This is a genomic window from Micromonospora peucetia (assembly GCF_900091625.1).
Taxonomy (GTDB): Bacteria; Actinomycetota; Actinomycetes; order Mycobacteriales; family Micromonosporaceae; genus Micromonospora; species Micromonospora peucetia.
This window is the reverse complement of record NZ_FMIC01000002.1, coordinates 1,763,540-1,777,467: the sequence shown is the minus strand read 5'-3', so window position 1 is coordinate 1,777,467 and position 13,928 is coordinate 1,763,540. Positions and strand designations below refer to the sequence as shown.

Below are 13,928 nucleotides of genomic sequence, written 5' to 3'. Positions count from 1 at the left end.
GCGCCGCTGCTACAGATGACGCTGCGGGTCGAACACGACATCTTCGTCGTCCGGCAGCGGGGTCGTGAGGTCGCCGCCGCCGTGGGGCTGGAGCACCAGGACCAGGTACGCATCGCCACGGCGCTCAGCGAGGTCGCCCGGGACCTGCTGCGTGCCGTCGGCGGGGCGGACGTGACATTCATCATTGCCGACGACATCGCCGACGGTAGGCGGCACCTCCGGGTGGACCTCGTCCCGGTGCGCCCGCTGCCCGACGGGCGGTACGAGCCGCAGTCCGGCGCGGTGGCGCGGTTGGTGGACAAGTTGAGCGTGGTGCCCGGGGAGGGGGATACGGTCGTGAGGATGTCCCGACGTGTTCCGGTCACCGCAGCGGCGCTGACCCCCGAGCGTCTCGCCGAGCTGCGCTCCGAGCTCGGCCAGAACGCCCCGGGCAGCGCCCTGGACGAGTTGGCCGCCCAGAATGCCCAACTGATCGCCGCCCTCGACGAGGTACGCAGCCAACGCGACGAGCTGGCCGTCCTGAACGACGAACTGGCCGAGACCAACCGCGGTGTGATGGCGCTCTACAACCAGCTCACCGAGGAGCTGGAGGAGACCAACCGGGGCGTGGTGGCCCTCTACGCCGAGCTGGACGAGAAGTCCGCCCAGCTCCGGGCGGCGAGCGAGTCGAAGAGCCGGTTCCTGGCCAACGTCAGCCACGAGCTGCGGGCGCCGGTCACCGCCATCATCGGGCTGGGCCGGCTGCTGGACGATTCCGCCTCCGACCCGCTCACCGCCGAGCAGACCCGCCAGGTCGGGCTGATCCGCTCCTCCGCGAGTGACCTCCTCACGCTGGTCAACGAGCTGCTCGACCTGGCCAAGGCCGAGTCGGGCCGGATCGAGCCCGACTGGACCGAGGTCGACCTGCGGTCGGTCTTCGGCCAGTTGCGAGGCACGCTGCGGGCCCTGGCCACCCGCCCCGAGGTGGAGCTGGTGGTGGAGGAGCCGCCGATGCCGGCGACGCTGCGCACCGACGAGGTGCTGCTGGCCCAGGTGCTGCGCAATCTCCTGCACAACGGGCTCAAGTTCACCGAGCGCGGGGAGGTCCGGCTGCGGGCGGAGCGGCGGGACGAGCACTGGTCACTGTCGGTTTCCGACACCGGCGCGGGCATCCCTCCGGGGCTGCACGAGCGGATCTTCGAGGAGTTCTACCAGGTGCCCGGCGCGACCCGGGTCGGCGGCACCGGCCTCGGCCTGCCGTACGCCCGACGGCTGGTGAACCTGCTCGGCGGCAGACTGGTGGTGTCCAGCGAGCCGGGACGGGGCAGCACGTTCACGGTCACCCTGCCGGTGGGCGGAGCGTGACGGTGGAGGGCGGCCCGGCGACAGTGCTGGTGGTCGACGACAGTCCCACCAAGCGTTACCTCCTGGTCAGCTGGCTCTCCCGGGCGGGTTTCGCCGTGCTGGAGGCGGAGAACGGCGGCGAGGCCCTGTCCCGGGTCGGGGTGGACCCGATCGACCTCGTGGTGCTCGACGTGCGGCTGCCCGACATGAACGGGTTCGAGGTCTGCGAGCGGATCAAGGCGGCGCACCCGGCGATGCCGGTGATCCACGTGTCCGCGCACGCGGTGGACGTGGTGGACCGGGCACAGGGGCTGACCCGGGGCGCGGACGCGTACCTGGCGGAGCCGATCGAGCCGGAGGAACTGGTCGCCACCTCCCACGCGGTGCTGCGCTACTACCGGGCCCGGCAGCGCGCGGAACTGCTCGCCGAACGGCTGCTCGGGCTGGCCGACACCACCGTGGCGGTGCACTCCGCCCCGAACTTCGCGCGGCTGCTGGAGGCGGCGGCGGCCGGCGCCGCGCAGATCTTCAAGAGCCCGGCCGCGGTGATCGCCGAGACGTTCGACGGCGACTGCGTCGCCGGGGTCTCAGGCGGCCCCGACGCCGCCGCCACGATCGTCGGGTGGACCGTCGACGACACCGGGGTGCCGACCGGGACGACGGTCCGGGTGGCCGAGCCGGCCGTCTGGGGCCTGGTCGACTGGCCGGCTGGCGACACGGTCACGGTGGCCGCCGCCCGACTGCGCGAGGACCGCGCGCCGCTCTACGTCGTCGTGCCCACCGCCACGCAGACCGCGCGCACCCCGGTGCTGGTGCAGCTCGCCCAGGCGGTGGCGGCGGCGGTCGAGGCGCAGCGCTCCTTCGACGAGGAGCACCGCATCGCGGTCACCCTCCAGCGCAGCCTGCTGCCGCGCCGGATACCGGAGATCAACGGCCTCGACCTGGCGGTCCGCTACGAGCCGGCGAGCGCCCAGACCGAGGTGGGCGGCGACTTCTACGAGCTGGTGATGCTCGACGGCCACCTGCTGCTGGCCATCGGCGACGTGGCCGGTCACTCGCTGCACGCCGCGACGGTGATGGCCGAGCTGCGGCACGCGGTGCGGGCGTACGCGGTGGAGGGGCACCAGCCGGGCGAGATCCTGCACCGGGTCAACGAACTGATGCGTACCCTGCTGCCCGACGAACTGGCCACGATCTGCGTGCTGCTGCTGCACCCGCCCAGCGGCCGGATCCGGCTGGCCAGCGCCGGCCACCTGCCGCCCGCGCTCAGCCTCGACGGCAAGGTGGAGTTCGTGCAGCATTCGGCCCCGCTGCTCGGGGTCCGCGCGCCACGGCCGCCCGACCTGGAGTTCGTGCTGCCGGCCGGGGCGACGCTGGTGTTCTACACCGACGGCCTGATCGAGCGGCGGGACACCACGATCGACGACGGGCTGGCCGCCCTGGCCGCGGTCGCCTGCCGGGTCGACGACGACCTGGACCGGTTCTGCGAGCGGCTGCTGGTCGAGCTGGCCCCGCCGGAGATCAACGACGACGTCGCCGTGGTCGCTCTCCGCCGCCACTGACCCGCCACGCCGTGCCGTGCCGTGCAAAGAGGGGCGCCTTGTTGACGGATTCCGTACAGGAAGGGCCTTCCTGACAGGTTCGGCGGTCGGGGCGGGGTCAGCCGAGCGAGCGGGCGTACGCGGCCGGGGGGATCCCGGCGACCGCGGTGAACTCCCGGACCAGGTGGGCCTGGTCGCTGTAGCCCAGGTCGGCGGCGAGTGTCGCCCAGTCCTGCGGTCCGTCGGCGGCCTGCTCGATCGCCTCCTGGAGGCGGTACCGCCGGATGACCCACTTGGGACCGACGCCGACGTACGCCAGGAAGAGCCGTTGCAGCCGGCGTACCGAGCTGTCGTGGCGCTGGGCGAAGTCGTCGACCCGCAGGACGCTCCGGTCGGAGCGGATCTCCTGCACCAGCGCGATCACCTCGTCGGCGACCGGGTCCGGCTCGGGAGCCCAGGCGGTGAGGAAGGCGTCCAGTGCGGCGCAGCGCTCGTCGTCCGTACCCCCGCAGACCGGGCTGCCGCCGACGGCGCCGGACGCTCCGACACGGCTGGGCCCGGTCGGGCCGGCGGCCGGTCCGGCAGCGGGAAATCCGGCGGTGGGCGATCCGGTGGTGAGTGGCCGGCGCTGGCCGGTCAGTTCGGCGACCGGCCGGCCCCAGAACGGTCGGAAGCCGCCCGGCCGGAACTGGACCCCGCAGACCCGGCCGTTGCCGGCCAGCGTGATCGAGAACAGCCGTTGCCCGACGCCGGCGATCTCGGCGGTCTCCGGGGCGTCGCCGAACCGGGAGAAGACCACGTTCACGGCCGGATGCGGCACCACCTTTTGCGCGAACGGCTCGGTCAGCTCCCAGTCGACGAGCCAGTAGTGCTCCACGTAGGGCCGCAGCGCGGGGGCCGGCAGACGTCGGCGGAACCGGACCTCCCGCAGCAGGCGGTGAGGGTCGAGGATGCCGCGGCTGTCGCGGCGCGGCTGGTGTCGCATTTCTTCAAGACCATCCTCATACGCTGGTCCCATGGCCACAAAGACTAGTGATCTGCTGGCAGCCGCGGCGCCGCATGCTGTCGCCGTGGTCCGGGGGATCTCGGACGACCAACTGGACCTGCCGACCCCGTGCAGCGACTACGCAGTGCGCGACCTGCTCAACCACCTCTACGACGTGGTGGTCAACTTCCAGGCCCTCGCCGGCCGGCGGCAGCCGGAGTGGGCGGCGAAGCCCGACCACCTGGCCGAGGGCTGGCGGGACCGGTTCGAGACGGAGACCGCGAAACTGGTGGAGGCGTGGTCGGACCCGGCCGCGCTGGACGGCGTCTCACCCGGGATGGGGCTGCCGCAGGAGACGGTCGGCACCATGGTGCTGCTGGACCTGACGGTGCACGCCTGGGACCTGGCCGCCGCCACCGGGCAGCCGTACCGGCCCGTGCCCGAGGCGCTGCCCCCGCTGTACGCCCTGACCGAACAGATGGGGCCGACGGCCCGGGAACGGGGCGTCTTCGCGGAACCGGTGGGGACGTCGTCCTCGGACGCCCCGGAGATCGACCGCCTGCTCGCCCTGACGGGCCGGGACCCCGGCTGGTCTGCGGGCTCCTGAACGGACCCTTCCCAGGCCCGCGCGGCAGCCCGCCGCCCGCCGGCTGACGGCCGCCGGTGGTGACCGTGCCGCCCGACGTACCCCTGGAGCAGTTGGCACTGCTCGGTGCCGGCGCACTGGCGGCGGTGCTGGTGACGGTCGGCGTCGGCCTGCTCTTCCTGCGCGCCGGCACGGCCGTGGAGGAACTGCGGACGACCTGAGCCGGCGCGACGCCGGCCCCACCGGCGGCCCCGGGTCGCCTGTCGACCCGGCGGCTCAGACGGCGAGCAGGCCGGCCGAGAGCGCGAGCAGCGTCCCGGCGGCGGCGGAACAGCAGCACACCAGCAGGAACGCGACCACCGCGAGGATCGCCCAGACGCGCCCGTCGCGCGCCGCCGCCCGCCATCCCGACGCCGGTACGCCCTCGGCCGGCTCGTCGTCGTCCACCTCGCCGGCCCCGGTCACCCCGAAAGTCTAGGTGTTGCGGGCCGCGCATTCCCGGCCATCGCCGTGAGGCGGCGGGCGAGCCGGAGGACGGCCTCCCGCAGCTCCGGAGGCTCCAGCACCTCCGCCTCGAAGCCCAGCCGGGCCACGTGCATGGCGACCCAGTCCAGGCTCTCGCCGCCGACGACGAGCACGCAGCACCCGTCGCGATCGTCCTCGACCCGCCCCACCTGGGGCGGCACCAGCTCCCGTACCTGGTCGGGTCGGGCGTGCACCCGCACGCGGGCGAGATACCGGTACGGCGCCTCGGCCACGGACCGGTGCACGTAGGCGACCGGGTCCGGATGCTCCCGAGCCCGGAACCGCCAGGTCGTCGCCGTCACCCCGCGCATCCGGTCCAGCCGGAAGGTGCGCCAGTCGTCACGGTCGACGTCCCAGGCCATCAGGTACCAGCGGCGACCGGTCGTGACCATCCGCACCGGCTCGACCGTGCGCTCGCGCTCCCCGCCGTCGCGGCCGGCGTACCGGAACCGCACCCGTACGGCGTCGCGACAGGCACGCGCGAGGGTCACCAGCAGCTCGGCGTCGATCTCGACCCCGGGGTTGACGAGGGTCGCGGTGGCGCCGTGCACCGCCCGCACCTCGGCGCGCAGCCGGGCCGGCATCACCTGGTCGAGCTTCGCGAGCGCCCGCAGCGCCGCCTCGCCCGCCCCGGCGACCGTGCCCCCCGACGCCAGCCGCAGAGAAACCGCCGTCGCGATCGCCTCCTCGTCGTCGAGGAGCAGCGGCGGGAGCCGGGTGCCCGCGCCGAGCTGGTAGCCGCCGCCGACGCCCGCCGTCGAGTGCACCGGGTAGCCGACCGCGCGCAGCCGCTCCACGTCGCGGCGCACCGAGCGGTCGGTGACCCCCAGCTCGGCGGCGAGTTCGGTGGCGGTCCAGGACGGCCGCCGCTGCAACAGCGCCAGCAGCCGCAGCACCCGCTCGGTCGTCGCCTCGACGGTCACCCGCTCATCGTTCCACGGATAACGGAACGAAACTGTCCGCTATCTGCGGGAGGCTGGAGCCATGACCGACCAGACCTGGAACCCCCTGCTCCGAGACCAGCTCGCCTGGCACTGGGACAACCAGCTGCGCGACCGCCTCGGCGGACTCACCGACGACGAGTACTTCTGGGAGCCGACGCCCGGCTGCTGGAACGTGCGCCCGCGCGGCACGGGAACCGCACCGGTGCAGGCCGGGGCCGGCGCGATGACCATCGACTTCGCGATGCCGATGCCCGACCCGCCACCGTTCACGACGATCGCCTGGCGACTCGGGCACGTGATCGTCGGCGTGCTCGCGGTGCGCAATGCCGCGCACTTCGGTCGCGCGCCCACCGACTACCAGTCGTTCGAGTACGCCGCGACCGCGACCGAGGCGCTGGCCCAGCTCGACACGGAGTACGCCGCGTGGCAGGCCGGAGTCGAGTCCCTCGGCGAAACCGGCCTCGCCCGTCCGTGCGGGGCGGCCGAGGGGCCGTACGCCGAGCGTCCGCTGGCGGAACTGGTGCTGCACATCAACCGCGAGATGATCCACCATCTGGCCGAAGTGTGCCTGCTGCGCGATCTGCACCTGCACACTCGTCAGCAGACCCGACAGGAGGCGAGCTGAGATGGCGCGCGACGTCCAGATAACCTTCGACTGCGCCGACCCCGCCGGATTGGCGGCGTTCTGGGCCGAGGCCCTCGGCTATCAGTTGCAGGCCCCGCCCGGCGGCTACGAGTCGTGGGAGCAGGCGCTGGAGGCGATGGGCGTGCCCCCCGAGGGCCGCAACGACGCCTCGGGGCTGGTCGACCCCGAGGGCTCCCGGCCCCGGCTGTTCTTCCAGCGGGTGCCGGAGGGGAAGCAGGCCAAGAACCGCGTGCACCTCGATGTGCGAGCCGCCCCCGGGACCGAGGGCGAAACGCGGATGGCGGCCCTGGAGGCGGAGGCCGAGCGGCTCGTCGCCCACGGTGCCACCCGGCTCAGGCGCTTCGAGCCCGAGCCCCCGCTCGGCACCGGTCACATCGTGATGGCCGACCCCGAGGGCAACGAGTTCTGCCTCGACTGACCAGCCGGATGAAGGTGGGTCCGGGGCCCGACCGGGATTTCGTGGGACCGTCGACATGCCCCGGATCGGGCAGGATGGGCCGATGGATCTGGTCTCGATCACCGACGTCCGGAACGCCGCCGCCGACATCGCGGGCACCGTGCTGCACACTCCGCTGCTGCGGACCGGATGGGACGCAGAGCTGTGGCTCAAGCCGGAGAGCCTGCAACCGGTGGGGTCCTTCAAGCTGCGTGGCGCGACCCACGCGGTAGCCCGGCTGACGCCCGAGGAGCGGGCCCGTGGAGTGGTCACCCACTCCTCGGGCAACCACGGCCTGGCCCTGGCGTACGCGGCCCGGGCGGCCGACGTGCCGTGCCGGATCGTGGTGCCCGAGGGCGCCCCGGCGGCGAAGGTGGACCGGATCCGGGCGCTGGGGGTCGAGGTGCTGCTGGTGCCGCCAGCGCGACGTGGCCCGGAGGCGGAGCGGATCGCCGAGACGACGGGCGCGGTGCTGGTGCCGCCCTTCGACGACCGGCGGATCATCGCCGGGCAGGGCACGGTCGGCCTGGAGATCGCCGAGGACCTGCCCGACGTCGACGTGGTGCTGGTGCCGGTGGGCGGCGGCGGGCTCTCCTCCGGTGTCGCGACCGCGGTGAAGGCGTTGCGGCCGGCGGCGACCGTGATCGGCGTCGAGCCGGAGTTCGCCGCCGACGCCCGGGACTCGCTGGCGGCCGGATCGGTGGTGGTGTGGGGCGAGGAGCGCACCTACCGGACGATGGCCGACGGGCTGCGCCTGCCGCCGTCCGAGCTGACCCTCGCCCACCTGCGGGCCCGGCTCGACCGCATCGTCACGGTGACCGAGGAGGAGATCCACGCCGCCATGGGCCGGCTGGTCACCGACGCCCGCCTGGTGGTGGAGCCGAGCGGCGCGGTGGCGGTGGCCGCCCGGCTGTTCCGCGCCGCCGAGCTGCCGTCCGGTCGTACGGTCGCCGTGGTGACCGGCGGCAACGTCGACCCGGCGGTGCTGGCGGGCATCCTGCGCTGAGAGCGTCAGTCGGGCGTCCTGCGCTGAGCGTGTCAGTCGGGCGTCCTGCGCTGAGCGTGTCAGGAAGGGCACCTTCCTGTACGGAATCCGTTGAGAAGGTGCCCTTCCTTACCTCAGGTCAGGCGTGGCCGAGGTGGTCGAGGATCCAGGCGTTCACGAACGCCTCCTCACGCCAGGAGTCGTAACGGCCACTCGGGCCGCCGTGACCGGCGCCCATCTCGGTCTTCAGCAGGTAGTCGCCTCGCGGCGCGACCGCCCGCAGCCGGGCGACCCACTTCGCCGGCTCGTGGTAGAGCACCCGGGTGTCGTTGAGGCTGGTCACCGCGAGGATCGCCGGATAGTCCACCGCCCGCACGTTCTCGTACGGCGTGTAGGACTTCATGTACGCGTAGACCTCCGGGTCGGCCAGCGGGTTGCCCCACTCCTCCCACTCGGTGACGGTCAGCGGCAGCGACGGGTCGAGGATCGAGGTGAGCGCGTCCACGAAGGGCACCTGCGCGACGATCCCGGCGAACGCGTCCGGGGCGATGTTGGCGACCGCGCCCATCAGCAGCCCGCCGGCCGACGCGCCCCGGGCGACGAGCCGGTCACTCGTCGTCCAGCCCGCCTTTACCAGGTGCCGGGCGCAGGCGACGAAGTCGGTGAAGGTGTTCTTCTTGGCCAGCAGCTTGCCCTGGTCGTACCAGCGGCGGCCCAGCTCGCCACCGCCGCGGATGTGCGCCACGGCGAAGATGACGCCCCGGTCCAGCAGGGAGAGCCGGGCGATGGAGAACCACGGGTCCATGCTCGCCTCGTACGAGCCGTAGCCGTAGATCACGCAGGGGGCGGAGCCGTCCTTCGGCGTGCCGGCCCGGCAGACCAGCGAGATCGGCACCCGGGTCCCGTCGTCGGCGAGCGCCCAGTCGCGGTGCTGCTCGTAGTCGGCCGGGTCGTACGCCCGCCCGTCCGGCCCGGGCTTCACCGGCTTCTGCCGGCGCAGCACCATCTGCCGGGTGACCAGGTCGTAGTCGTAGACCGAGTCGGGGGTGACCAGCGAGGTGTAGCCCAGCCGGATCTGCTCGGTGCGGTACTCCGGGTTGCCCTGTAGGCCGACGCTGTAGAGCGGCTCCGGGAAGTCGATGTCGTACGCGTCGCCGCCGCCGACGGGCAGCACCCGCAGCCCGGTCAGCCCGTTGGTGCGCAGCGAGACGACCAGGTGGTCGGCGAAGGCGTCGACCGCCTCCAGCCGGGTGCCGGGCGAGTGCTCGATCAGCGGCACCCAGTCGCCGGGCGTGTCCGCTGAGGTGTACGCCAGCGCGAAGTCCTCCGCGCCGTCGTTGTGCAGGATCAGGAAGCGGTGCCCGTGGTGTTCGACGCTGTATTCCACGCCCTGCCGCCGGGGCGCCACGGAGGCCGGCGTGCCGGTCGGGTTGCCGGCCGGGATCACCAGCACCTCGCTGGTGATCTTGCTATGCACGTCGATGAGGACGAACCGCTCCGAGCGGCTCAACTCGACGCCGACCCAGAACCGCTCGTCGTCCTCCTGGTAGACCACCGTGTCCTCGCCGGACGACGTGCCCAGCGTGTGCCGCCAGACCCGGTTGGGGCGCCACGTCTCGTCCACCGTGACGTAGAACAGCACGGAGGCGTCGGCGGACCAGGCGGTGCCGTAGAACGTGTCGGGCACCTCGTCGGGCAGCAGTTCGCCGGTGGAGAGGTCCTTGACCCGCAGCGTGAACCGCTCGTCGCCGGAGAAGTCCGTGGAGTATGCCAGCCACCGCCCGTCCGGGCTGATGTCGAACGCGCCGAGCGCGAAGAAGTCGTGCCCCTCGGCGAGCAGGTTGCCGTCGAGCAGCACCTCCTCGCCGTCGAGCGGTGCGCCGTCCGCGCTGACCGGCGGCTCGGTCTCGCCGTCGCGGACCGCCCGGCGGCACTGCACGCCGTACTGCTGGCCCTCGACGGTGCGGGTGTAGTACCAGTAGCCGCCCTTGCGGCCGGGCACCGACAGGTCGGTCTCCTGGGTGCGCCGGCGGATCTCCTCGAACAGGTCGGCGCGCAGCCCTTCCAGGTGCGCCGACCGGGCCTCGGTGTAGGCGTTCTCGGCGGTCAGGTAGGCGATCGTCTCCGGGTCGTCCTTGCCGGTGAGCCAGGCGTACTCGTCGACGACGGTGTCGCCGTGGTGGGTGCGCTCGCTGGGCACCCGCTTCGCCGTGGGCGCGGGGGTCTCGGTGGTCACGGCGCCACGTTACCGGCCGCGCGCCGCCCGCCGCGCGGCCTCGTCGGCGACCCGCCGCCACATCTTTAGAACATGTGTACGATAGCCGGCATGGCGGCTGCAGCGAGTTCCACCGACCGGCCCGGAGCCCTCGACATCACCCGGCGGTTGACGGAGATCTGCGGCCCGCCGTTCGCCCGTTTCGCCGGCCCCGCCGACGAGGTGGCCGGTCGCCCGGCCCGCTGGGTCGCCGTCCCGGGTGGCCCGCACGCCGCCGCCGAGGTGCTGCGGCTCGCCGCCCGGCACGACCTGTCGGTGGTGCCGCGTGGTGCCGGCACGAAGATCGACTGGGGTGCCGCCCCCGACCGGGTCGACATCATGCTCGACACCGGCCGGCTCGCCGGGATCGGGCACGAGCCGGTCGGCGCGCCCACCACCGAGGTCGGGGCGGGCACCCCGTTGCGCGCGGTGCAGTCCACTCTCGACCGCACCGGGCAGCGCCTGGCGCTCGACGCCCCGTCGCCCGGCGCCACCCTCGGCGGGGTGCTCGCCGCCGGCGAGGCGGGGCCGCTGCGGCACCGCCACGGCAGCCCCTGCGACCAGCTCGTCCGGGTGCGCTACCTCGATGCCGACGGCGCGCTCGTCGACGCCGGGGGAGGAGCTGCCGGGCTGGAGCTGGCCCGGTTGCTCTGCGGCTCCCAGGGGGCACTCGGCGTGCTGGTCTCCGCGACCCTGCGGGTGCAGGCCGTCCCGGCCGGCCGGATCTGGGTCAGCCGACCCGTCTGGACCCCGCTGGAGGTGCACGACCTGGTCCGCACCGTGCTCGCCGCCCGCCTCGACCCGGCGGCGGTCGAGCTGGACCTGCCGGCCGGCGCGGGATCCCGGCCGCGCCAGGGCAGCCGGGCCGCCGCGATGGCCGCTCACCCGTCCATGGCGGGGCGCGCCGGCGGCGGCCCGGTTGGCGCCGGTCGGCTGGTGGTGCTGCTGGAGGGCGGCCCTGCCGACGTCGCCGAGCGCGCCGACCGGCTCGTCGCGCTCCTCGGCGGCGGCGTGACCGCCAGCCACGCCGCACCGGAGTGGTGGCGGCGCTATCCGTTCGGCCCGGGCGACACGGCGCTGCGGATCGAGGTGCCGATCGCCGACCTGCACGCCGCCGTCTACGCGCTGCGGGATGCCGCCGGTGGGCCCGTCCCGGTGCGCGGCTCCGCCGGTCTCGGCGTGGTGCACGCGGCCCTGCCTGGCGCCATGTCACCCGACCGGGTGGCGTCCATTCTGGCCGCCGTTCGTGGCGTGCTCCTCGCCCGGCAGGGCCGGTGCGTGGTGGTCTCCGCGCCGGCAGCCGTCCGGCGGGCCGTCGACCTGTGGGGCGAGCTGGCCGGGCTGGCCCGGTTGCGCGCGGCCAAGGAGCACCTCGATCCGCACCGCCGCCTCGCCCCGGGCCGCCTACCCGGCGGCCTCTGATCACGTCGCCGCTGCCGAGGCCCGGCCGTCGACCCGTGCCGGCCCTGCCACCGGTGCTCAGGTGGCGTCGTTACGGAGCACCAGGATGGCGATGTCGTCGCGGGGCGCCTCGGCCGAGAAACCGATCGCCGTCGAGCGGAGCCGGGCAGCGATCACGTCTGCCGAGTAGCCGGCCAGCGGGGCGGCGGCGGCGCGTAGCCGGTCGGTGCCGAACAGTTCCCGACCGCGCCGCCGCTCGGTGACCCCGTCGGTGTAGAAGACCAGCGAGTCGCCCGGGTCGAGCGTCATCTCCGCCGTCGGTGTGGCGATCGAGTCGAGCAGGCCGAGCGCGGTGCCCCCGGCACCGACGAAACGCGCTCCGCCGCCTGCGGGCAGCAGCACCGGCCGGTCGTGGCCGGCGAGGTGCAGGGAGACGTCGAGCTGGTTGCCGTCGCCGGGGCCCACCGCAGCCAGGGCCAGCGTGCAGTAGCGTCCCCCGCCCCGCTCGAACAGGGTCTCGTTGACCCGGGCCAGCGCCTCCGGCAGCGGCTTGCCGTCGCCCACCAGCACCCGGATGACGTCGCGGACCAGGCCGGTGACGGTCGCCGCCTGCACCCCCTTGCCCGACACGTCGCCGATCACCACCAGCCAGCGTCCGTCCGGCAGGGGCACCACGTCGTAGAAGTCGCCGCCGACGTCGACGTCGGCGCCGGTCGGGACGTACTCGGCGGCGAATCCGATGCCCTCGACCACGGGCAGCACCGGCGGCAGCAGCGACTGCTGGAGGGTGTGCGCGATCCGCCGGCGCTCGGCGTGGATCCGGGCGTTCTCGATCGCCAGCGCCGCCCGCCGGGCGACGTCCTCCAGCACGGCGACCTCGTCCGGGTCGTGCCGGTGCCGCTGGTGCCGGCCGACGGCCAGCGTGCCCAGCCGCTGTCCGCGGGCGATCAGCGGTACGGCGAAGCCCTCCATCGGCGCGCCGAGCGGCATCTGGGTGCCGTTGCGGGAGGCCTCGCGCAGCCGGGCCTGGACCGAGTCCGGGCCGGTCTCCTCCAGCACCTGGTGCAGCTGGGGCAGCACCGACTCGTCGGCGTGGCTGGACGCCGCGAGGCGCAGTCGGCCCCACTCGTCGGTCGTGTGCACCGCGCACCACTGCCCGAGCCGGGGCACCACGAGCTGCGGGACCAACGCCATGGTCAACTCGACGTCGAGCGACTGCGCGAGCAGTTCGCTGGCCTCGGCGAGGAACGTCAGCCAGGCCCGTCTGCGGATGTCCGCCCGGCGCAGCCGGTCGTTCTCCAGGTGCAGCGAGAGCCGTTCGGCCATCAGCACGGCCAGCGGCCGGGCGTACGCGGACGGGGCCGCATCCAGCTCCAGCTCGCCGGCGTACGGGCGGTGCACGGCCAGCGGCACCAGGAGCAGCTCGTTGCCGGGCCGGGGCTGGCGGCCGTACCGGGCCAGCACCTGGGTGCCCTGCCCGTCCCCCCGGTCCAGCCGGACGACCCCGCCGGCCGCGCCGACCATCTCTCCTACCCGGGTGAGCAGGCTGGTCGCGAAGTCGGGCAGCGGATCCTCGGCGTACGGGTCGGGCGTGGTCTGCATCAGCTCACTCATCGCCCCGGCGCTCGGCGCGGAACTCTCCGGAGCTGCCGGCGTGCCGCCCCCGGCGGTCGCCGCGGCGGGCACCGCCTGTCCGGTGGATCCCGCCTCCCGGCCGGCCGCTGCCAGGCCGGGCCGATCCAGCCGGAACCAGACGCCCTTGCCGGTGGGCAGGTAGGTGGTGCCCCAGCGGCTGGCGAAGTGGTCGACCAGCAGCAGCCCCCGGCCGCGTACCGAAACCTCGTTGATGTCGGTGGCGTCGTTGCGGACCCCGACGGTCAGCTCCTCCACCGGCCCGGCCGCGAAGTCGGACACGGTGACGGTGAGCCCGACCGGGTCGGCGACCACCTCGACGTCCAGCTCGGTGCGGGCGTGTTCCACCGCGTTGGTGGAGAGCTCGGTGGTGAGCAACATGGCCTCGTTGGCCAACTCGTCCAGGTGGGCCTCGGTGAGCACGGACCGCACGAGGGCCCGCGCCGCAGCGGGTGTACGCCGGTCCGCGGGGAGCCTGACGCGCCGGATGTGCTCGTCTCGGCCCCCGGTCGACGCGGGCCCCGCCTCCGCTGACACCCCCGTATCCTCCACCGCCACCGGCGCAAGCGCCAAGCCGATCCCCGTACGGGCGCCTCGCCCGCCCCCACCCACCTCGCCCGTCCCGCCAGCCCCGCCCTCGGCCTTCGGGCGCGTGGGCGTGGGCGTGGCG

The 13,928-nt window shown here is 74.0% G+C and carries 13 protein-coding genes; 8 read left to right on the top strand and 5 right to left on the bottom strand.

Going from position 1 to position 13,928, the window contains the following annotated elements; translation table 11 throughout:
• The first annotated feature begins 15 nt into the window (after positions 1–15).
• Positions 16–1,344 (top strand): sensor histidine kinase, encoded by a 1,329-nt coding sequence (locus tag GA0070608_RS08280; RefSeq protein WP_091634615.1) that lies wholly within the window; start codon positions 16–18, stop codon positions 1,342–1,344.
• 2 nt (positions 1,345–1,346) lie between these two features.
• Positions 1,347–2,885, top strand: coding sequence for a SpoIIE family protein phosphatase (locus tag GA0070608_RS08275; protein WP_091624471.1), 1,539 nt, complete (start codon positions 1,347–1,349; stop codon positions 2,883–2,885).
• 97 nt (positions 2,886–2,982) lie between these two features.
• On the opposite strand, the gene GA0070608_RS08270 is transcribed toward GA0070608_RS08275, so the two are convergent.
• A complete protein-coding gene (locus GA0070608_RS08270; protein ID WP_091624468.1) occupies positions 2,983–3,849 on the bottom strand; it encodes a helix-turn-helix domain-containing protein in 867 nt (288 codons plus the stop codon).
• 31 nt (positions 3,850–3,880) lie between these two features.
• Here GA0070608_RS08270 and GA0070608_RS08265 point away from each other — a divergent pair, with 31 nt between their 5' ends.
• Both GA0070608_RS08265 and GA0070608_RS33945 read left to right on the top strand, forming a co-directional pair.
• Positions 3,881–4,456 (top strand): TIGR03086 family metal-binding protein, encoded by a 576-nt coding sequence (locus GA0070608_RS08265; RefSeq protein ID WP_091624463.1) that lies wholly within the window; start codon positions 3,881–3,883, stop codon positions 4,454–4,456.
• Positions 4,457–4,521: 65 nt separating this feature from the next.
• Positions 4,522–4,656, top strand: coding sequence for a hypothetical protein (locus GA0070608_RS33945; RefSeq protein ID WP_281185980.1), 135 nt, complete (start codon positions 4,522–4,524; stop codon positions 4,654–4,656).
• Between the two features lie 55 nt (positions 4,657–4,711).
• Here the strand turns inward: GA0070608_RS33945 and GA0070608_RS08260 are convergent, their stop codons facing one another.
• Complete coding sequence (locus GA0070608_RS08260) at positions 4,712–4,900, bottom strand: hypothetical protein (protein WP_091624459.1); 189 nt, start codon at positions 4,898–4,900, stop codon at positions 4,712–4,714.
• Positions 4,897–5,883, bottom strand: coding sequence for a helix-turn-helix transcriptional regulator (locus GA0070608_RS08255; protein ID WP_091624455.1), 987 nt, complete (start codon positions 5,881–5,883; stop codon positions 4,897–4,899). The genes GA0070608_RS08260 and GA0070608_RS08255 overlap by 4 nt, the downstream gene beginning before the upstream one ends.
• A 61-nt stretch (positions 5,884–5,944) precedes the next feature.
• Between GA0070608_RS08255 and GA0070608_RS08250 the strand changes: the two genes are divergently transcribed.
• The 3 genes from GA0070608_RS08250 to GA0070608_RS08240 all read left to right on the top strand — a co-directional run bounded on the left by GA0070608_RS08250 (position 5,945) and on the right by GA0070608_RS08240 (position 7,992).
• A complete protein-coding gene (locus GA0070608_RS08250; RefSeq protein WP_091624452.1) occupies positions 5,945–6,529 on the top strand; it encodes a DinB family protein in 585 nt (194 codons plus the stop codon).
• Position 6,530: 1 nt separating this feature from the next.
• On the top strand, positions 6,531–6,968 hold the full coding sequence (locus tag GA0070608_RS08245; RefSeq protein ID WP_091624449.1) for a VOC family protein: 438 nt from the start codon (positions 6,531–6,533) through the stop codon (positions 6,966–6,968).
• Between the two features lie 82 nt (positions 6,969–7,050).
• On the top strand, positions 7,051–7,992 hold the full coding sequence (locus tag GA0070608_RS08240; RefSeq protein WP_091624444.1) for a threonine ammonia-lyase: 942 nt from the start codon (positions 7,051–7,053) through the stop codon (positions 7,990–7,992).
• A 118-nt stretch (positions 7,993–8,110) separates the two neighbouring features.
• Here the strand turns inward: GA0070608_RS08240 and GA0070608_RS08235 are convergent, their stop codons facing one another.
• Complete coding sequence (locus GA0070608_RS08235; RefSeq protein WP_091624440.1) at positions 8,111–10,207, bottom strand: S9 family peptidase; 2,097 nt, start codon at positions 10,205–10,207, stop codon at positions 8,111–8,113.
• A gap of 90 nt (positions 10,208–10,297) precedes the next feature.
• Here GA0070608_RS08235 and GA0070608_RS08230 point away from each other — a divergent pair, with 90 nt between their 5' ends.
• Positions 10,298–11,647 carry an FAD-binding oxidoreductase gene (locus tag GA0070608_RS08230; RefSeq protein ID WP_091624436.1) on the top strand — a complete coding sequence of 450 codons (1,350 nt, stop codon included), beginning with the start codon at positions 10,298–10,300 and terminating at the stop codon, positions 11,645–11,647.
• Between the two features lie 57 nt (positions 11,648–11,704).
• Here GA0070608_RS08230 and GA0070608_RS08225 read toward each other — a convergent pair whose 3' ends face one another.
• Complete coding sequence (locus GA0070608_RS08225) at positions 11,705–13,795, bottom strand: SpoIIE family protein phosphatase (RefSeq protein WP_091624432.1); 2,091 nt, start codon at positions 13,793–13,795, stop codon at positions 11,705–11,707.
• Between the last annotated feature and the right edge of the window lie 133 nt (positions 13,796–13,928).